The sequence below is a fragment of the Nocardiopsis synnemataformans genome (assembly GCF_965343085.1).
In the GTDB taxonomy this organism is placed as follows: Bacteria; Actinomycetota; Actinomycetes; order Streptosporangiales; family Streptosporangiaceae; genus Nocardiopsis; species Nocardiopsis alborubida.
In genome coordinates this window covers 42,386-60,660 of record NZ_CBDRFA010000024.1, presented here as the reverse complement: position 1 = coordinate 60,660, position 18,275 = coordinate 42,386, and the positions used below count along the sequence as shown (strand labels likewise).

Annotated in this window: 19 protein-coding genes; 10 read left to right on the top strand and 9 right to left on the bottom strand. The window is 70.5% G+C overall.

The window, feature by feature from the left end; all coding sequences use genetic code 11:
- Nucleotides 1–235: 235 nt before the first annotated feature.
- The 4 genes from ACSIH6_RS15970 to ACSIH6_RS15955 all read left to right on the top strand — a co-directional run bounded on the left by ACSIH6_RS15970 (nucleotide 236) and on the right by ACSIH6_RS15955 (nucleotide 6,058).
- Nucleotides 236–2,146, top strand: coding sequence for a serine hydrolase domain-containing protein (locus ACSIH6_RS15970; protein ID WP_435109087.1), 1,911 nt, complete (start codon nucleotides 236–238; stop codon nucleotides 2,144–2,146).
- Nucleotides 2,147–2,433: 287 nt separating this feature from the next.
- A complete protein-coding gene (locus ACSIH6_RS15965) occupies nucleotides 2,434–2,766 on the top strand; it encodes a hypothetical protein (protein ID WP_435109086.1) in 333 nt (110 codons plus the stop codon).
- A 63-nt stretch (nucleotides 2,767–2,829) separates the two neighbouring features.
- Nucleotides 2,830–5,490: a TPR repeat domain-containing protein gene (locus tag ACSIH6_RS15960; RefSeq protein WP_435109085.1), complete on the top strand. Its 2,661-nt coding sequence runs from the start codon at nucleotides 2,830–2,832 to the stop codon at nucleotides 5,488–5,490.
- Nucleotides 5,491–5,545: 55 nt separating this feature from the next.
- Nucleotides 5,546–6,058 (top strand): hypothetical protein, encoded by a 513-nt coding sequence (locus ACSIH6_RS15955; protein WP_435109084.1) that lies wholly within the window; start codon nucleotides 5,546–5,548, stop codon nucleotides 6,056–6,058.
- A gap of 136 nt (nucleotides 6,059–6,194) precedes the next feature.
- Here ACSIH6_RS15955 and ACSIH6_RS15950 read toward each other — a convergent pair whose 3' ends face one another.
- The 4 genes from ACSIH6_RS15950 to ACSIH6_RS15935 form a co-directional block, all read right to left on the bottom strand.
- Nucleotides 6,195–7,625 (bottom strand): dihydrolipoamide acetyltransferase family protein, encoded by a 1,431-nt coding sequence (locus tag ACSIH6_RS15950; protein ID WP_435109083.1) that lies wholly within the window; start codon nucleotides 7,623–7,625, stop codon nucleotides 6,195–6,197.
- 21 nt (nucleotides 7,626–7,646) lie between these two features.
- On the bottom strand, nucleotides 7,647–8,627 hold the full coding sequence (locus ACSIH6_RS15945) for an alpha-ketoacid dehydrogenase subunit beta (protein ID WP_435109082.1): 981 nt from the start codon (nucleotides 8,625–8,627) through the stop codon (nucleotides 7,647–7,649).
- A 3-nt stretch (nucleotides 8,628–8,630) separates the two neighbouring features.
- Nucleotides 8,631–9,746, bottom strand: coding sequence for a pyruvate dehydrogenase (acetyl-transferring) E1 component subunit alpha (gene pdhA, locus ACSIH6_RS15940; protein ID WP_435109081.1), 1,116 nt, complete (start codon nucleotides 9,744–9,746; stop codon nucleotides 8,631–8,633).
- Nucleotides 9,747–10,239: 493 nt separating this feature from the next.
- Complete coding sequence (locus tag ACSIH6_RS15935) at nucleotides 10,240–10,857, bottom strand: sigma-70 family RNA polymerase sigma factor (RefSeq protein WP_435109080.1); 618 nt, start codon at nucleotides 10,855–10,857, stop codon at nucleotides 10,240–10,242.
- A gap of 281 nt (nucleotides 10,858–11,138) precedes the next feature.
- Between ACSIH6_RS15935 and purS the strand changes: the two genes are divergently transcribed.
- The 5 genes from purS (at nucleotide 11,139) to purL (ending at nucleotide 16,015) form a co-directional block, all read left to right on the top strand.
- Entirely contained in the window at nucleotides 11,139–11,384 is a 246-nt protein-coding gene (gene purS / locus ACSIH6_RS15930; RefSeq protein WP_013156400.1) for a phosphoribosylformylglycinamidine synthase subunit PurS, read from the top strand.
- A gap of 242 nt (nucleotides 11,385–11,626) precedes the next feature.
- A complete protein-coding gene (locus tag ACSIH6_RS15925; RefSeq protein ID WP_435109079.1) occupies nucleotides 11,627–12,106 on the top strand; it encodes an ATP-binding protein in 480 nt (159 codons plus the stop codon).
- A 300-nt stretch (nucleotides 12,107–12,406) separates the two neighbouring features.
- Nucleotides 12,407–13,102, top strand: a complete 696-nt coding sequence (purQ, locus tag ACSIH6_RS15920; protein WP_435109078.1) for a phosphoribosylformylglycinamidine synthase subunit PurQ — start codon at nucleotides 12,407–12,409, stop codon at nucleotides 13,100–13,102.
- A gap of 28 nt (nucleotides 13,103–13,130) precedes the next feature.
- Entirely contained in the window at nucleotides 13,131–13,649 is a 519-nt protein-coding gene (locus ACSIH6_RS15915) for a hypothetical protein (RefSeq protein WP_435109077.1), read from the top strand.
- A gap of 71 nt (nucleotides 13,650–13,720) precedes the next feature.
- Entirely contained in the window at nucleotides 13,721–16,015 is a 2,295-nt protein-coding gene (gene purL, locus ACSIH6_RS15910) for a phosphoribosylformylglycinamidine synthase subunit PurL (protein ID WP_435109076.1), read from the top strand.
- Nucleotides 16,016–16,088: 73 nt separating this feature from the next.
- On the opposite strand, the gene ACSIH6_RS15905 is transcribed toward purL, so the two are convergent.
- Together ACSIH6_RS15905 and ACSIH6_RS15900 are read right to left on the bottom strand one after the other, a co-directional pair.
- On the bottom strand, nucleotides 16,089–16,496 hold the full coding sequence (locus ACSIH6_RS15905) for a type II toxin-antitoxin system VapC family toxin (RefSeq protein WP_435109075.1): 408 nt from the start codon (nucleotides 16,494–16,496) through the stop codon (nucleotides 16,089–16,091).
- Nucleotides 16,496–16,807, bottom strand: a complete 312-nt coding sequence (locus ACSIH6_RS15900) for a type II toxin-antitoxin system Phd/YefM family antitoxin (RefSeq protein ID WP_435109114.1) — start codon at nucleotides 16,805–16,807, stop codon at nucleotides 16,496–16,498. Before ACSIH6_RS15900 ends, ACSIH6_RS15905 begins: the two co-directional genes overlap by 1 nt.
- A gap of 231 nt (nucleotides 16,808–17,038) precedes the next feature.
- Between ACSIH6_RS15900 and ACSIH6_RS15895 the strand changes: the two genes are divergently transcribed.
- A complete protein-coding gene (locus tag ACSIH6_RS15895) occupies nucleotides 17,039–17,278 on the top strand; it encodes a hypothetical protein (protein ID WP_435109074.1) in 240 nt (79 codons plus the stop codon).
- 3 nt (nucleotides 17,279–17,281) lie between these two features.
- Here ACSIH6_RS15895 and ACSIH6_RS15890 read toward each other — a convergent pair whose 3' ends face one another.
- Genes ACSIH6_RS15890 through ACSIH6_RS15880 form a run of 3 tightly spaced genes read right to left on the bottom strand, consistent with a single transcriptional unit; the run spans nucleotide 17,282 to nucleotide 18,208 of the window.
- Nucleotides 17,282–17,485: a hypothetical protein gene (locus ACSIH6_RS15890; RefSeq protein ID WP_435109073.1), complete on the bottom strand. Its 204-nt coding sequence runs from the start codon at nucleotides 17,483–17,485 to the stop codon at nucleotides 17,282–17,284.
- Between the two features lie 7 nt (nucleotides 17,486–17,492).
- Nucleotides 17,493–17,894 carry a PIN domain-containing protein gene (locus tag ACSIH6_RS15885; protein WP_435109072.1) on the bottom strand — a complete coding sequence of 134 codons (402 nt, stop codon included), beginning with the start codon at nucleotides 17,892–17,894 and terminating at the stop codon, nucleotides 17,493–17,495.
- On the bottom strand, nucleotides 17,891–18,208 hold the full coding sequence (locus ACSIH6_RS15880; protein ID WP_435109071.1) for a hypothetical protein: 318 nt from the start codon (nucleotides 18,206–18,208) through the stop codon (nucleotides 17,891–17,893). The genes ACSIH6_RS15885 and ACSIH6_RS15880 overlap by 4 nt, the downstream gene beginning before the upstream one ends.
- Nucleotides 18,209–18,275 lie beyond the last annotated feature (67 nt).

Sequence of the window (18,275 nt, the reverse complement as noted above, 5' to 3'; positions counted from 1 at the left end):
ACAACACGTTGTTGGTTTTGGGATAACTGAAACGAGATGGACGGACAGGTGTGGCAAAGCGTCCGCACGCACGCCCCCGCGACCGCGACCGTGCCCGTTCCCCCCTCCGCTCCGGGTCCGGAACCCTCCCGGTGGTGGAGCTGGCTGTAGTACCGGAACGCCCGTCCGTACCAGTGCTCCGAACAGCGCCGAATCCTAGGTTCGAGGGGTAGCGAAAACACCCTGGGAGCCCCTGATGCCACGAGTCCTCCGCGTCCTGCCGATGCTGGCCGCGCCCCTGATGATCGCCGCCGTCCTGGCGCCCGGAGCGGCCTCGGCCGCCGCCGCGCCCGGCGTCGCCGCGGCCCTGCCGGGCGCCCCGGCCGAGGCCGTACCGCTCAACTCCGAGACCGCGCGTGAGTTCGTGGACACCCGCGTCGCCGAACTGCTGGAGGAGCACGGGGCGCCCGGCGTCGCCGTGACCGTCGTGGCCGGGGGCGAGCAGATCGCCTCCGCCTCCCACGGGTACGCCGACCTCGCCACCGAAACCCCCATGGACCACACGGTCCACACGCTTCCCACCGGCTCGGTGTCCAAGTCCTTCACCGCGGCCGCCGCCCTCCTCCTGGCCGAGGACGGGGAGATCGACCTGCACGAGGACGTCAACACCTACCTGCCCGAAGCCGCCCGGCTGCCCATGGACGGCGTCACGATGCACCACCTGCTCACGCACACCGCCGGATTCGCGGACGTGCTCGACTTCCCCTCGGCCGAGGACACCGAACGGCACCTGACCCTTGAGGAGGTGTACAGCACGCTCAAGCCCGAGGCGCTCTACGAGCCCGGCCGGTTCACCGCCTACTCCAACCACGGGAACGGCCTGGCCGGGTACGTCGTCCAGGAGGTGAGCGGCCAGCCCTTCGAGGAGTACGTCGCCCAGAACCTGTTCGAGCCGCTGGGCATGGACAGGAGCGCGTTCCTCCAGATCTACGACGCCCGCGAGGTCTACGAGGTCCCGACGTTCCACCTGCCCGACGGCAGCGCGGCCGGGGACCTGCACGTCTCCCAGGCGCCCGCGGGCGCCTCCCTCGCCTCGACCGACGACATGGCCCGGTTCATGCTGGCCCTGCTGGACGGGGGCGAGGTCGACGGCGAGCGCGTACTGCCCGCCCGCGTCGCCGAACAGATGCTGGCCAGCCAGCACGAGTCCCACCCGGAGGCCCCCGCCGTGGGCTACGGCACCTACCAGTGGCGGGGCGGGGACTCCCCGGTCATCGGCCACGCCGGCGACCTGACGGGCATGCACACCGCCTACACCCTGATCCCCGGGATCGACGCCGGGATGTTCGTCGCGGTCAACGGCGACGACTCCGTCGCGGGAAACCCCCTTGAGGACCTGCGGATGACGGTGACCCAGGAGTTCTCGGACACGTTCGACCCGCAGGTCCCGCCGACCGGGGAGGCCGACACCGGCGCCGACCTCGGCGCCTACACGGGCACCTACGTCAGCAGCCGCCGCGCCGCCAGCGGGCCCGGCCAGATCGTCGCCCTCTTCGACAACATGACCGTGCGCGACGCCGGGGACGGCTCCCTCTCCGTCAACGGCGCGATGGCGACGGACGACCGCTGGCTCCCCCTCGGCGGGGGACGGGTGGCCGCGGAGAACGGTGAGGACCGGCTGACCTTCCTGGAGGAGGACGGCGAGGTCGTCGCCCTGGCCACGGACACCAACGCCACCCAGGTCTACGAGCGGACCACTCCGCTGACCAGCCCGATCACGCACGGCGTGGTCGCCGCCGCCGGACTGCTCGTCCTGTTCACCACGTTCGTGCAGTTCCGCCGCGCACCGGACCGGTTCACCGTCCTCGCCCGCGTGCTGGCCTCGCTGACCGCGCTGAGCTGCTTCGTCGCCGTCGGGTTCATCGTGTACGGGCTGCTCGACAGCCACACGCTGGAGCAGTGGATCTTCAGCGAGTCCCTCGCACTCACCCTGCCGCTCGCCGTCGCCGTCCCGCTCACCCTGGCCACCGCGGCCGTGGCCGTGACCGCCTGGGCCAAAGGGTGGCTGCGCACGGCCGGGCGGGTCCACCTCTCCCTGGTCGTCCTGGCCGCGACGGCCGTCATCGTGACGGGGGCCCAGTACGGCTTCGTGTTGCTGGTGTCCTGAGCGGACCCGGGTCCGGAGCCCCGTCCTGGTTCCGGACCCGCCGCGGACTCCGGCGTGGGCTGAACAAGGAGCTAACATCCCGGAGCGAAAGGTACACACGCGGCGTCTCTCCCGATACCATCCCCACAGTTCAGGGGAACGGCGGAACTCCTGCCCCCGTCCGCGCGTCCCACCCGTCATCCGGACCCGCTCCAGTGGCTTCGACGGCCACGGGCGGGCCTTCCGTGCGTGGAGGGCGCCGTGTCCCCTCCCCGCGGGATCCGCGTTCGAGGAGAGGAGACCCCCACATGACCACCGAAGCGGGCGGCAACCCGATCGAGGGGATGCGTGGCGGCGAGTACGCCGAAACGCTCGCGGCCGCCATGGCCGGGCTCGCCGACGCGTTCGACCTCCTCATGGAGGACGCCGAGAGCGCCTCGGGCCACGACGACGTCAGAGCCGGGTTCGGCACGTTCAAGGAGAACACCGCCCAGGCCCTCATCGACGTCCAGGCGCTCGGGCTGACACTGGCCGACAACGTCCAGGCGGGCGCGGCGGAGATCGCGCAGAACGACCTGGACAGCTCGGAGGACTTCAACCATCCCTGGGAGTCCCACCGCGACATCAACTTCGAGGGCTGACGGCGCCTCCCGCCGACCCTTCCCCGTCTCCCCCGTCCGTCCGCCGCCCCTCCGAGGAAGACCGTGGCAACCTTCTCCGTCATCTTCGTCCCCCGCGACTTCTACTACGACTCCAAGCCCGTCTACGACTGCGCGGCGGACCTGGAGATCCTCAACGCACGCGTCCTCGGCCGGGCCGACGACCTCAACGGGAGCTTCGACTCCGCCGCCGGCGAGTTCACCGACGTCATCGCCTGGGACGTCCGGAGCGTCTCCGAGGAGGACCTCCAGAACTGGCGGGACGCCGCCGTCTCCATCACCTACGCCGCCTCGGTCGCCGAGATGTGGGCGGACGCCGTCAAGGCGTTCCACGACGAGCGCGACGCGCAGATCACCAGCTGGGAGGGCAGCAGGACGGAGAAGGAGAACGCCGTCCCCTCCAAGTACCAGGACGACCACATCACCTCCTCCCACCCCCAGGCCGACGGCTTCCTCTGGACGGACTGGGGCGCGGGGGACGAAGCGCGCTGCCGGGCCCTCTACGACGAGCTCGTCACCGTGCAGGAGGGCCTCATCTCCCGCGAGCAGACCAACTGGCAGGGCCTCCAGGACAGCGCCGAGGAGATCCGGACGATGCTCGAACAGGGGCCGACCCCGGAGAACGTCCGCAAGCTCATGGACGCGGGCAACGCCAACTGGGCGTTCCTCAACATCGACCCCTCCCGCTACTCCTCGCTCATCGAGGACAGCGAGCTCACGCCCGAGAACGCCGAGGAGTACGCCGACGAGCTCGCCGCCTACTGGTCCGGTGACAAGCCGCTGGACGACCGCTACCACGAGATGATGCTCGTGCTCTCGATGCTGGGGACCGGCGCCCGGCAGAACCAGCAGAACGGCACGGAGCTCAGCCCCGAGGAGATCGCGTTCCTGGAGGAGTTCTACGAGCAGCTGGAGGAGCCCTACCGCAGGGACGGGGCCGGAGCGGGCATCATGGTCTACCCCGAGCTCATGGCCGAGTCCGACATGAGCGACGAGGAGCGGGAGGACGCCCTGGGCGTCCTCGGCAACGGGCTGCTCGCGCTCTCGGACCCGGCGCTCGGCGGAGGGTACGACAGCCTGCCCGAGAGCTTCCGGTACGCCGTCGAGGGGTCCTGGATCAACCCCGACGCCGAGAACAAGCTCCCCGGCACGCCCGTGAGCATCGGGATGGACATGAAGGCGCTCTCCGCCTTCATGGAGCACACGGACGAGGACCTGGAGGGCGGCTACGGGCTGTCGACGAACCTGCACCTGACCACCGGCGCGTTCCTCGACGCCTGGGGCGACGACCCCGACCCCGAAGGGGTGATGCCGGACTCCGAGCAGGTCTCCCACATCATCGACGTGGCCAGCCGCAACACCGACGCCAACTACTACATGCTCACCGGCGAGCACCTCAACGGGGAGGAGGGCGTCGACCACGGCGACGAGGACCTGCGCACGCGGGCGCTGGAGGGCACACTCACCCACGAGTGGCACGACGACGGCCACACCGCGCGCCAGCTCACCGACTGGCTCGCCGAGGACATCCACAGCGAGGACCCCGACGTGCGCCAGCGGGCCGGGGACGGTTTCGCCGGGTTCATGGAGACCATCACCGACGCGGACATGCACGCGGCCCTCGTCAACACCGGCGTGGACGTCACCGAGGGGGACAACGAGTACTCCGACGCCTCGTTCACCCAGTTCAACGGGGAGCTGGCCGACAGCCTCGCCGACGTCTTCGACGCGCACATCTACAGCTTCGCCAACGGCGAGGTGCTGGACGGCAACGACGTGCCGAACTCGGGTATCGGGGAGTTCGAATCGGATCGGAGCTTCGTGAACATGGGACCCGACGAGCGGGCCATGTACATGCAGCTCCTCATGGGCAACGACGAGACCGCCGGGCGCGTGGTCAACTCCGTGGACGCCTACCAGCAGATCGAGTCGATCGCCTTCCTGGAGACCGGGAACGAGGCGACCGCCGCGGACGGAGCCGGACAGCTCCAGGCCCTGCTGGAGCGGGCCCTGTGGCTGGAGTCGGAGGACCGCAGCGACGATCTCGGCGTACAGGTCGAGCGCAAGACGCAGATCACCGAGTTCGTGGTGGGCGAGGCGACGGGTCTGTCCGAGAAGATCCCGGTCATCGGCGCCGCTGTGTCCAAGGGGCTGGAACTCGGCCAGGACAGCATCGTGACCGCGATCGTCGACGGCGACTACGAGGTCTCGCCCCGGTTCCCCCTCTACACCAGCGAGGACTCCATCCAGCGGAACTTCCAGATGGAGACCCTCGACTACCTGGCACAGAGCAACCCCGAGGCGTTCCAGGACGACACCCAGCGCGGCGACTTCAGGGTCCTGGTCGACAGCGGCGTGGTGACCGTCGAACGCGACGGCCGGGTGCTCGACGCCTCCGACATCACCAACGACTTCACCTTCGACCAGGACGTCACTCTCAGCGTCGCGAAGGACACCGACTGGTCACAGTTCGTAGGCGATGACGAGAACGCCGTCGACGACGCCCTCTCCGGCATCATGGAGACGACGCACATCCACGCCGAGTACGTGGACAAGTTCGGAGAGACCGTCGAACGCGACGGCTCCGGCGACTCGTGGGTGTCCGGCTTCACCGGCGAGTACACGAGTGCGTATAACGAGACGAGGCAGTACTTCAACGGTGAGGTCGAAGGTTTCCGGGCCCCGGACGAACCGTCCGGGGAGTGACGAACCGGTGAGCCACCGCACCGGTCCCGCATCAGAACCCTCCCGGGAGGAAACGTTGACCCATCGTGAGGAGCGTGCACCCGCACTGCTGGCGGCCGCCCTGTCCGTGTGCGTGGCCCTGACCGCGTGCTCCACGCCCGAGCCCGAGCCCGAAGGGGGAGGGTTGCCGCCGGGCTACGTCTCCCGATCCTGGGTCCAGCGGGAGGTCATGTTGCACATCCTCGACCGCATGATCACCGAGAACGAACCGGCAGACGACGTCGCGAGCATCACCGGCAGCCAGAACGCGCTCTTCGAGTCCCGAATCCTCCAGGAGACCGAGGACGGGTACTCCGTCGAGTTCGACAAGGACGAATGGCGGACCGAAGAGGTCAGCGGCCTCACAGCGGTGGACAGCTCCCTGTTCGACGCCACCAACTTCGAGGAGGTCACCTGGTGCGGTGAACCCGTCGGTGGCAAGGAGATCAGGGACGCCTACATGGAGGAGTTCTGGGACACCCTCGACTCCCACGAGGAGTACACGGCCAGCATCGCCGACTACGTCGACTGCGGGGACGGCCGCCCGTGACCGCCCCGGTCCCTCCGGGACCGCGCTGAGCCCGAAACCGCGCGCCCCGAGGCGGGCTCCTCCCACGGGAAAGGGGCCGGTGCGACACACGCGCACCGGCCCCTGACCGACTCCCGCTCTCGTCCTCCGAAAGCCCCTAGCCCCAGGCCAGGGCGGTCAGCTCCGGGTCCTCCAGCGCCGTGCCGATGTCGCGCAGCACCCTGGACCCCAGCTCCCCGTCGACCAGCCGGTGGTCGAAGGACAGCGACAGGGTCGTCACCTTGCGGATCCTGAGCTTGCCCTTGTGTACCCAGGGCATGTCCCGGATCTGCCCGAAGGCGAGGATGGCCGCCTCTCCCGGGTTGAGGATCGGGGTGCCCGCGTCCACGCCGAACACGCCGACGTTGGTGATGGTGATGGTGCCGCCGGACATGTCCGCCGGACTGGTCTTGCCCGCACGGGCGGTCTCGGTCAGCCGCTTCAGCCCCGCCGCGAGCTCCGGCAGGGTCATGGCGTCGGCGTCCTTGACGTTGGGCACCACCAGGCCGCGCTCGGTGGCCGCCGCGATCCCCAGGTTCACGTAGTTCTTGACCACGATCTCCTGGTTCTCCTCGTCCCAGGAGGCGTTGACCTCCGGGTGCCGCCGGACCGCCATGAGCAGGGCCTTGGCGACCAGCAGCAGCGGGGACACCCGCACGTCGGCGAAGTCGGGCCGCTCGCGCAGGCGCGCGACCGCCTTCATCGTCCTGGTGACGTCCACCTGGAGGAACTCGGTGACGTGCGGAGCGGTGAACGCGCTGCCGACCATCGCCGCCGCCGTGTGCTTGCGCACGCCCTTGACGGGCACGCGCCGCTCGCGCGCGGTGCGGTCCGTAGGGGCCACGGGGGCCACGGGAGCGGTATCCGCGGCCGCCGCGGCCTGCTGCGGGTCCTCCGGAGCCTGGCCGACCGCGGCCCGGACGTCCTCGCGGGTGACGACGCCGTTCTCCCCCGTGGGGATGACCGACGCCAGGTCCACGCCGAGGTCCCTGGCCAGCTTGCGCACCGGCGGCTTGGCGAGCGGGCGGCCCGGCGCCTGAGCCGGAGCCGCCTGTGCCGGGGCCGGAGCCGGAGCCGCCCGCGTCTCCCGCACCGCGGGCGTGTTCGCGGGCGCGGGCTCGCTGATCCGCGGCACGGGCGGCGACACCGGCGCCGAGGGGCCCGGGCGGCGGCGCGGGCGGCGCTGGGTGGAGGCCGCCTTCTCGCCGTAGCCGACCAGCGGCTTCTCCCGTTCCTCGGAGCCGGTCTCCGCGGCGGCCTCCCCCGCGGAGCCGCCGGAGCCGTCGTCCACGGTGATGATCACCGCGCCGACCTCCACGGTCTGGCCCTCCTCGGCCAGCAGCTCGCGCACGGTCCCCGCGAACGGGCTGGGAAGCTCGACGACCGCCTTGGCGGTCTCGATCTCGCAGATCATCTGGTTGACCTCGACCTCGTCACCCGGCTTGACGTACCAGGTGAGGAGTTCGGCCTCGACCAGGCCCTCTCCGACGTCGGGCAGTCTGAACGACTGCACTCCGCCGACGGCGGGTTCGTTCTTGGAAATCGCCATGTCCTTCGGTTTCCCCGATCCCTAGTACGCGAAAGCCCGGTCGACCCCGTCCAGAACCCGGTCCAGGTCCGGCAGGTAGTGCTCCTCCAGCCGGGACTGCGGGTAGGGGGTGTCGAACGCGGCCACGCGGATGACCGGCGACTCCAGGTGGTAGAAGCACTCCTCGGTGACCCGGGCGGCGATCTCCGCGCCGGGGCCGCCGGAGAGGGGGGCCTCGTGGGCGACGACCAGGCGCCCCGTCCTCTTCACCGAGGCGAAGAGGGCCGGGTAGTCCACGGGGGACAGCGAACGCAGGTCGACGACCTCCACGGAGTGGTCGGTGTCGGCCTCGGCGGCCTGGAGGGCCGTCTTGACCATGGGCCCGTACGCCAGGAGGGTCACGTCCGTGCCGGGGCGGATCACGCGCGCGGCGCCCATGGGGGCGGCCTCGGCGATGGGCGCGTCGGTGTCGACCTCGGCCTTCTCGTAGTAGCGCCGCTTGGGCTCCAGGAAGATCACCGGGTCGTCGGAGCGCACCGCCTGCTGGATCATCCAGTAGGCGTCCTCGGGGTTGGCGACCGACACCACGCGCAGCCCGGCGGTGTGGGTGAAGTAGGCCTCCGGGGACTCGCTGTGGTGCTCGACCGCGCCGATGCCGCCGCCGTAGGGGATGCGCATGACCACGGGCATGCTGAGCTTGCCCGCCGAGCGGCGCCGCATCTTGGCCAGCTGGGTGAAGGTCTGGTTCGCGGCCGGGAAGAAGAAGCCGTCGAACTGGATCTCCACCACGGGGCGGTAGCCGCGCATGGCCATGCCGATCGCGGTGCCGACGATGCCGGACTCGGCGAGGGGGGTGTCGATGACCCGGTCGGCGCCGAAGTCCTTGTGCAGGCCGTCGGTGACCCGGAAGACGCCGCCGAGCCTGCCGACGTCCTCGCCCATGACGAGGACCTTGGGGTCGTGCTCCATGGCGGCGCGCAGGCCGGCGTTGATGGCCTTGCCGATGGTGAGGTTGGTTCCCATGGCCTAGCGGCCCCCTTCCGCGCCCGCGCCCTCGAAGGAGGCCAGGTAGTCGGCGAACTCGGACCGCTGGTGATCGATGTGGACGTTGGGCTCGGCGTAGACCTCGTGGAAGATGTCGAGGGGCTCGGGGTCGGGCAGGGAGCGGCACTCGGTGCGCACCTGCTCGCCCAGCCGGTCCGCCTCGGCGTCCACGGACGCGAAGAACCCCTCGTCGGCGTGGCCGCCCCGCTCCAGGTAGCGGCGGACCCGCAGGATCGGGTCCTTGGCCTTCCACTCGTCGAGCTCGGCCGACGCGCGGTAGCGGGTGGGGTCGTCGTTGGTGGTGTGGGCGCCCATCCGGTAGGTGAACGCCTCCACGAGCGTGGGGCCGTTGCCCTCGCGGGCGTTGGTCAGGGCGGCGCGGGTCACGGCCAGGCAGGCCAGGACGTCGTTGCCGTCCACGCGCAGGCCGGGGAAGCCGAACCCGGCGGCGCGCCGGTAGATGGGCACGCGGGCCTGGCGCTCCAGCGGCTCGGAGATCGCCCACTGGTTGTTCTGGCAGAAGAAGACCACCGGGGCGTTGTTGACCGAGGCGAAGTTGAACGCCTCGTTGGTGTCGCCCTGGCTGGTGGCCCCGTCGCCGAAGTAGGAGATGACGGCGGTGCCGTCCTCGCCGACGGCGCCGTCGCGCTGGACGCCCATGGCGTAGCCGGTGGCGTGCAGTGCCTGGCTGCCGATGACGATCGTGTACAGGTGGAAGCCGTGCTCGTGGGGGTCCCAGCCTCCGTTGGTGACGCCGCGGAACATGCCGAGCAGCTCCCGGGGCTCGATGCCCCGGCACCAGGCGACGCCGTGCTCGCGATAGGAGGGGAACGCCATGTCGTTCGCGCGCAGCGCGCGTGCGGAGCCGATCTGCGCGGCCTCCTGGCCCAGCAGCGAGGCCCACAGGCCCAGCTCGCCCTGGCGCTGGAGGGAGACCGCCTCGCTGTCGACCCGGCGCACCAGGACCAGGTCGCGGTACAGGGCGCGGATCTCCTCCGCGCTGATGTCCAGGGGGTAGTCGGGGTGCCCCGTCAACTCCCCTTCCGGTGTCAGGAGCTGGATCAGCTCCGGTTCCTCGTGCACGGTCGTGTCCGACACGTTGCTCCCTCGGGTTCTCGGGGCCGAATTCGCGTGGGTGAACGCTGATCGGCCGAATCACGGTCCTCGTCCCACCCGGGGTGGTGGGCGGGAGTCGGACAGCCCTCTCCATATCGTGACAGACCTCACCATGGAGAGCGCAAGCCCTCAGCGCCACCTTTTCAGCTGCGCGCCCCATGATCCCCGATCCCCCACCAGGGCGATTAGCAGGGCTTCCTAGCATTGGCAAGGCTCCACCACAGCGGTGTGGACGCCGGGCGGCGACGGGCGCACAACGCCGGGACGGCCCCGTCGAACGGGGCCGTCCCGGCGTGTCGGAAGTGCGAGGGCTGGTCGTGTGGGGAGCGGATGGGAGGAACCGGCCCCGGCGGGCGGGATTCCTCCGGTCGTCGGACGATTTCGGGGACAGGGGCGGCGCGGCCCGGACCGGGCCACGGGGGCGGTCCTGGACACGGGCGCGCACGACGGGGTTCCGGCCCGTCGGCGGGGGTCCCTATCCGGCGCTGGGAACGCGTACCCCGCGGTCGCGGGCGTAGTCGGCGAGCATCTCGCGGAGCTGGCGGCGGGCGCGGTGCAGTCGGGACATCACCGTCCCCAGGGGCGTCCCCATGCGCTCGGCCACCTCCTTGTAGGCGTAGCCCTCGATGTCGACGAGGTAGATGACCTCCTGGAACTCCTCGGGCAGGCGGGCGAGCGCCTGCTTGATGTCGGAGTCGGGCAGGTGGTCCAGGACCTCGTTCTCGGCCGACCTCATGCCGGACGACGTGTGCGCCTCGGCGGCGGCGAGCTGCCAGTCCTTGATCTCGTCGGTGGTCTCCTGGCGCGGTTCGCGCTGCTTCTTGCGGTAGCTGTTGATGAAGGTGTTGGTCAGGATTCGGTAGAGCCAGGCTCGCAGGTTCGTACCCGCACGGAACTGGTGGAAATTCGCGAAGGCCTTGGCGAAGGTCTCCTGAACGAGGTCTTCCGCGTCGGCGGGGTTGCGGGTCATCCGCAGGGCCGTGGGGTAGAGCTGCTCGGCGAACGGTGTCACCGCGGTGGCGAAGTCCAGCGTCTGCTCCCCGTCGCGGGTCCCACCGGTCGTGGAGGCCTGGTCCATTTCGATAGTCGTCAAGATTCCCCCTCAGGACGACCGGACGGTCACTTCCACTGTGTAAGACGCCGCCGCACGCCTCCAATGATGACATCAATCCACGTGATACGAGTCACGGGGCCCCCGAAACGGTCACCCGTACTGTTCAACGTGAGGTAAAGGCCCGGCGCGCCTCCTGGTCAGGATGCCTACCCGTTTGCGCGTGCCGTACGCTTGCGTCGTCCCTCTCCCCGCCGGTCCGGGGAGGCGGCCCGCCCGCCGCAGGCACGTGCGGCACACCCCTTTTCCTTGTGGAGGACCCTGTGGCCCGCGTCGTTGTTGACGTCATGCTCAAGCCCGAGATCCTGGACCCCCAGGGCCAGGCCATCGCCGGGGCCTGCTCCCGGCTGGGCTTCGAGGGGATCGAGCAGGTCCGCCAGGGCAAGCGCTTCGAGGTCGAGGTGGAGGGCGCGGTGGACGAGGCCAAGCTCGCCGACGTCCGCCGCCTGGCCGAGACCCTCCTCGCCAACACCGTCATCGAGGAGTACAGCGTGCGCGTGGAGGACTGACCCCGCGCGTGTGATCCGGGGCACCCCTCGTGCCGCGCCGCCCCCCGAAGTCCGCCATCGCGTGCAACCCGCGGGAAATCCGTGAGAATTCGCCCGCACGGTGTCCGACGTGCCCGAAGTGCCGGAGAAAACCAGCCGTGTCCCCGCCGGGGACACGGCTGTTCGTTTTACTCCGTCCACCCTCGGGGAAGGTTCCTAACATGCCGGGATGAACACGACAACGGAGTACGAGAGGTGTACGAATGGACGCCGATTTCTCGATCTCCCTCCCTAGGCAGGCGTACACGGTCGCCGTCGCTCGCGATGTCCTGGGCACTCTCCTCGTTCGCGCGGGGGTGTGCGGGGACTGCGTCGACGACATCCTCCTGGCCGTCTCCGAGGCCTGTGCCAACGCGATCGACCACGGCGGGCCCGCCCGCGACTACAGGGTCGAGGCGGAGATGGGCGGGCGATGGTGTGAACTGCGGATATCCCATACCGGGAGAGCGCCCGATCCCGTGGCGCTCGCCGAGCGGTTCACCACCGACCACACGCCCCTCCCCGGTCTGGAAGCGGAATCGGGCAGGGGCATTCTGTTGATGCGCTACCTCATGGACGAGGTCGCCTTCGAGGGGGAGCCAAGGACGACGGTCCTGCTGCGCAAGCGGCTCACGGCGTGCGACGGACCGCCGGAGGCAGACGCCGCCGAGCGGGTGCCGGCCCAGCGCTACGCCCTGATGTGAGTCGGCCGAGCCGCGTGTCCCCCGGCCCCGTGACGCACACCACAGGGGCCTCCCCGCGCCGTCGGCTTTGCCTGTGGAATGCCACACCGGGACGCGGTGCGTGACCGCGGGAGCTTGGAGCATCCTCCAAGCGGAGGGCCTCCGAGGGGATCCGCTGTCGTACCCGACCACAGGTGAGCGGGTACGCTGCGAAGTGCGGACGCACCGTCCCCAGCGACGGGGCCAGGCAACGGCGTCTCCTCGCCGTACGCTCCCCGTGCACGCGGGGACGGACTCGACCCGATCTCTCGGAGTGTGCTCATGACAGCCCGTGTGGGCGTCGTCACCTTCCCCGGCTCCCTCGACGACAAGGACGCCGCGCGCGCGGTCGCGCTGGCGGGTGCCGAACCCGTCTCGCTCTGGCACGCGGACGCCGACCTCAGGGGCGTCGACGCCGTGGTCCTGCCCGGCGGCTTCTCCTACGGCGACTACCTGCGCTGCGGCGCCATCGCCCGGTTCGCCCCCCTGATGTCGGAGCTGGTCCCGGCCGCCCGCTCGGGCGCGCTGCCGGTTCTGGGCATCTGCAACGGCTTCCAGATCCTGTGCGAGAGCCACCTGCTCCCCGGCGCCCTGACCCGCAACTCCTCGCTGCGGTTCGTCAACCGCGACCAGGTGCTGCGCGTGGAGAACACCGGCACCGCGTGGACCGGCGCCTACACCGAGGGCCAGGAGGTCCTGGTGGTGCTCAAGAGCGGTGAGGGCAGCTACGTCGCCGACGAGCACACCCTGGACGAGCTGGAGGCCACCGACCGCGTGGTGGTCCGCTACGTCGGCGGCAACCCCAACGGCTCCCGCCGCGACATCGCCGGGATCACCAACGAGCACGGGAACGTCGTCGGCCTCATGCCGCACCCCGAGCACGCCGTCGAACCGCTCACCGGCCCCTCCGACGAGGGCCTGGGCTTCTTCTCCTCGATCCTCGCCCACCTGGCCGCCGGTTCGCCGGTGAACGCCTGAGCCGTATCCCGAACTGGAGGGTTGGCCGATGATGGGGCTGCTGCGCTCCAGAAGGACGATGTTCGTCCTCGTCGGGCTGGTCGTCGTCGGACTGGTGGTGTCCGCGGGCATCGGCCTGTTCAATGCCATCGGCTCGGCACCCGTCGCCTCGCCCCCTCCCCAGGGTCAGCCGGACGGGGGCCAGGACGGCGCCCCGTCCCAGAATCCTCCGCCGGACGTGGACGTGCTCGGCCAGGCGCCCTCCGGTCTGACCTACGTCTCCGACCCGGAGGCCGACGTCTACTGCGAGGGTGCCGAGTGCGTCCGGCTGGTGATGGTCGTGACCGAGGACGGGGAACTGACCGAGGACTCGCGCGAGACCGTCGACACGGTGGTCACCCACCTCCTCGGCCAGGGCTGGGAGGAGCAGGAGCCCCAGGGAGCGCCCGAGGAGCAGATCTTCCTCAGTGACGGCGACCACATACTGGCCGACACCTCCGCCCACGACGAACCCGAGTCCCCGGCGACGCTGATGCTCGGCGACGCGAGCGGGCCCGAAACGCCCTGACCCGACCTTCCGCGCCGTTGGTCGGACGCCACGGCCCGGCTTCCACCCGCACATCCCGAACGGAACCACGCATGTCTGAAGCACCTGGTCTCGACACCGTCGCCGTGGCGCACGACAACCCCGACACACCCCAGCCGTACGCCGAACTGGGCATGGCCAAGGACGAGTACGAGCGGGTACGCGAGATCCTGGGCCGCCGCCCCACCTCCGCCGAGCTGGCCATCTACTCGGTCATGTGGAGCGAGCACTGCTCCTACAAGTCGTCCAAGGTGCACCTGCGCCAGTTCGGGGAGAAGGCGCCCGAGAACGACGCCCTGCTCGTCGGCATGGGTGAGAACGCGGGCGTGGTGGACGTCGGCGACGGCCGCGCGGTCACGTTCAAGATCGAGTCGCACAACCACCCCTCCTACGTGGAGCCGCACCAGGGCGCGGCCACCGGCGTGGGCGGCATCGTGCGCGACATCCTCACCATGGGCGCCCGTCCCGTCGCGGTGATGGACGCGCTGCGGTTCGGCCCGGCCGACGCCGACGACACCAAGCGGGTGCTGCCCGGTGTGGTGTCGGGCATCTCCTTCTACGGCAACTGCCTGGGCCTGCCCAACATCGGCGGCGAGATCGGCTTCGGCCCCGGGTACATCGGCAACCCGCTGGTCAACGCCCTGTGCATCGGCGTGATGCGACACGAGGACATCAAGCTGGCGCAGGCGCCCGGCCCGGGCAACAAGGTGGTGCTGTTCGGCTCCACCACCGGCCCCGACGGGATCGGCGGCGCCTCGGTGCTGGCCAGCGCCACCTTCGACGACGAGTCGCACGCCAAGCGGCCCAGCGTGCAGGTCGGCGACCCGTTCATGGAGAAGCTGCTCATCGAGTGCAGCCTGGAGCTGTTCGAGAAGGACCTGGTCGTCGGCATCCAGGACCTGGGGGCGGCGGGCGTGTCCTGCGCCACCACCGAGCTCGCCGCGGGCGGCACCGGCGGCATGCGCGTCCAGCTGGACCGGGTTCCGCTGCGCGACCACCGGCTCACTCCCGAGGAGATCCTCATGAGCGAGTCGCAGGAGCGCATGATGGCGATCGTCGAGCCCGCGAAGCTGGACGAGTTCCTGGCCATCTGCGACAAGTGGCAGATCCTGGCCACCGAGATCGGCGAGGTCACCGACGTGACCCCCGAGGAGGCCGAGCGCGGCGGCCGCCTGGTGATGACCTGGCACGGCGAGACCGTGGTGGACATGCCGCCGCGGACCGCCTCCGACGAGGGCCCCGTCTACCAGCGCCCGTACGCGCGCCCGGCCTCGCAGGACGCGCTCCAGGCCGACGACGCCGGGAAGCTGGCCCGGCCCTCCGGCGACGCCGAGATGCGCGAGCAGGTGCTGCGCGTGCTGGGCGCCCCGGGCGTGGGCGACCCGACGTGGGTCACCCAGCAGTACGACAGCTACGTGCGCGGCGACACGGTGGTCTCCACCCCGCACGACGCCGGGATGATCCGCGTCTCCGACGACTCCCACCGCGGCGTGGCCCTGTCCACGGACGGCAACGGCCGCTTCACCCGGCTGGACCCGTACGCGGGTACGCAGCTGGCCTACGCCGAGGCCTACCGCAACGTCGCCGCGACGGGCGCGCGCCCGCTGGCGGTGACCAACTGCCTCAACTTCGGCTCGCCCGAGGACCCCGGGGTGATGTGGCAGTTCGCCGAGTCCACCCGTGGGCTGGCCGACGCCTGCCAGCAGCTGGGCACCCCGGTGACCGGCGGAAACGTGAGCTTCTACAACCAGACCGGTGACGTGGCGATCAACCCGACCCCGGTGATCGGTGTGCTCGGCGTGATCGACGACGTGCGCACCCGGCTGCGGACGGCGTTCGACACCGACGGCGCCCGGGTGTTCCTGCTGGGCGAGACCCGGCCGGAGTTCGGCGGCTCGGCGTGGGCCGACACGGTCCACGGCCACCTGGGCGGGCTGCCGCCGCGGGTGGACCTGGCCGCCGAGGCCGCCCTGGGCGAGGTGCTGGCCGCCTCCGCCGAGCGCGGCCTCGCCGAGGCCGCGCACGACCTGTCCGACGGCGGGCTGGCGGTCGCGCTGGCCGAGTCGGCGATGCGCGGCGGCCGGGGCGTGCGGGTGACCGTGGACGGGGACGTGTTCACCGCCCTGTTCAGCGAGTCCGGCGCCCGCGCGGTCGTCGCGGTGCGGCCGGGCGAGGAGGAGGCGTTCGTGGCGCTGGCCAACGAGCACGGCGTGCCGGTGGAGCAGATCGGCGTCGTGGGCGGCGAGATCCTCTCGGTCACGCACCCCGGCGGCGCCGTGGAGGTCGCGCTGACCGAGCTGCGCGCCTCCTACGAGGCGGCCCTGCCCGCCCTGATGAACGGGGTGTAGCACTGCCTGTCCGCGGCGGGGGCGCGTCCTTCGGGGCGCCCCCGCCGCGTCGTCTCAGCCGACCTTCGTCTCTTCAGGGGGAAGGAGCGACCACTGGTAGACCCGCTGTTTCCGCCGCCTCGGCCAACCGCTTGTCGTAGGTCACGAAGGCGGTCAGCGCGGCTCCGAGCCCCAGCGCGCAGGAAACGTGCAGGGCGTCGAGGGACCTCAACCGCGTCCCCGGGGCCAGCCCTCCCGCGGTGTCGAAAACCTCGGCGGGCATACGCAGGTGAGCGGTCCGGGACAGCCAGGCGTCCGCTCGCGTCAAGGTGTCCTGACGGGCACCGACCGCGTGCAGAGCACGCCGTAGCTCGGTGCGGGCCAGATAGCTGGTGATCTGGCGTTCTTCGGCGTGTTCGTTCAGCCATGTCTCCAGTGCGTCGGACTCGACCTCTTCCTTGAAGAGCTTGAGCGCCGCGCAAGTGTCCAGGTAAACGAACATCACCGGTCGCCGTCCTCAGCACGGAGTTCCGCCAAGGCGTCTGTGGCCAAGCGGGTGTGGGGAGGTGAGCCCTCTCTGGGCATGTCGACCGCTTCACCGGCTGCGGGTAGTGCCTCGAGATCGCGCGGATCGATAAGTCCACGGTCCACTGCCCGTGTCAGCGCCTCCTCAGCGGGATCGGGAGGAAAGACGCGGCCGACGACCTCGCCGTGCTTGGTGACCGTGAAGGTCTCTCCGCGTCGCGCACGGTCGAAGACGTCGGCAGCATTGCGCTGGAGTTCGCGAATCGTGATTCTCTGGTCGCTCACCATGGTGTCCACGCTCCTCAGCGTATGACCGCGCCACATCCTTGTCAGACGTTTTCCAATATATGACGCACCTATGCCGTCCTCGACTGACCACTCGCGAGAATCTCGTCATTTCAGGTTTTCCGCGTGGTTGCCGCTGGCTGGGTAGGGGACCGGGAAGGAACAGGTGAACCTGGACCCGCCGCGGCACACGCGGGAACCGGGAGCGTACGGCGACGGAAGGGAGCGGACGTCATGCGACGCGACAGGTTGAAGGGCCCCCTGGGCAGCCACGAGCGTCCGGCGAGCGCCCTGGGTTTCCGTGCGGTGCTGGCCGTGTTCGGCGCCCTGGTACTGCTGGTCGGCGCGATCGCCGCGTACGTGTGGACCGACCAGATCTGGCTGGTCGTCCTGCTCGGCGTGGGCTTCGTCGCCGCCTGCGTGAACGTGTACTGGGTGTCCAGGCGCCGCAGGCACGAGCACCCCTCTCCCTGACGGTCAGGTCACGGGGGTCAGCGTGACGGCCACCGGCCGGTGGTCGGAGTGGGGCACGTCCGGGTTGGCCGGATCGCTCGGCACCAGGTCCCCGGTGTGCAGGACGTGGTCGATCTGCTGGTCGGAGCCGGTCTCCCCCGGCAGGGTGGGGAAGGGGCGCGCGTCCCGGAACGCGTCGAGCAGTCCGTGCTCGGTGAGGCGGCGCACCGGTCGGTCACACGGTGACCAGCGGAATCCGGGCCTTCACGGCCTCGGCGATCTTGCCGATGCCCACCGGGTCGGAGGTGAGGACCGTCGCCCCCGTCTCCATGGCGACCAGGACCACCATGGCGTCCACGATGTCGCTCGTGCCGGAGACGCCCAGGAGCTTGCCGATCCGGCGGGCCGTCGGATCGTCGACCCCGACCACCTCGCAGCCCTTCACCACGTGGGCGAGTCCGGCCTGGCGCGCGCCGCCCCGCCAGATCTGGGCCAGCACAGTCGTGGGAACCAGGGGCTGGCGTCCGGCCCGGTTCTCCTCGCGGCACAGTGACCACACCATTCCCCTGGGGTTCGCCTCTGCCTCACGCAGAGCACCCGCGTCGAGCACGAGTCCCCGTGGACGCAGCACCCTCATTCGTCACCCGCTTCGCCGTAACGGTCAAGGTGGGCGAGCGCCGCCTGGTTGGCGCGGTCGTCGTCCGCCGGGACCGGACGGCCGATGCCGGTCGCCTCGATCACCGACCGCGCCTCCGCCTCCGCCTCGGCCGTGGGCTCACCGAACACGGCGAAGTGCTCTTCGAGGGCGATCCGGGCCTCCTCCAGGTCCGCCGCCCGCCTCGCCGCCCTGTCCAGCCATCTGGACAGCGGGACGCCGTCCCGGTCGGCCGCGCGCCGGGCCCGGGCGACGGTCTCGGAGTCAAGGGACACGGAGAGCTTCTCAGCAGACATGCCCCCATGATAGGCAGCGAGTAGCACCGCCGGTACTACTTTTGCGGAATCACGGGAAAGCGGCCGG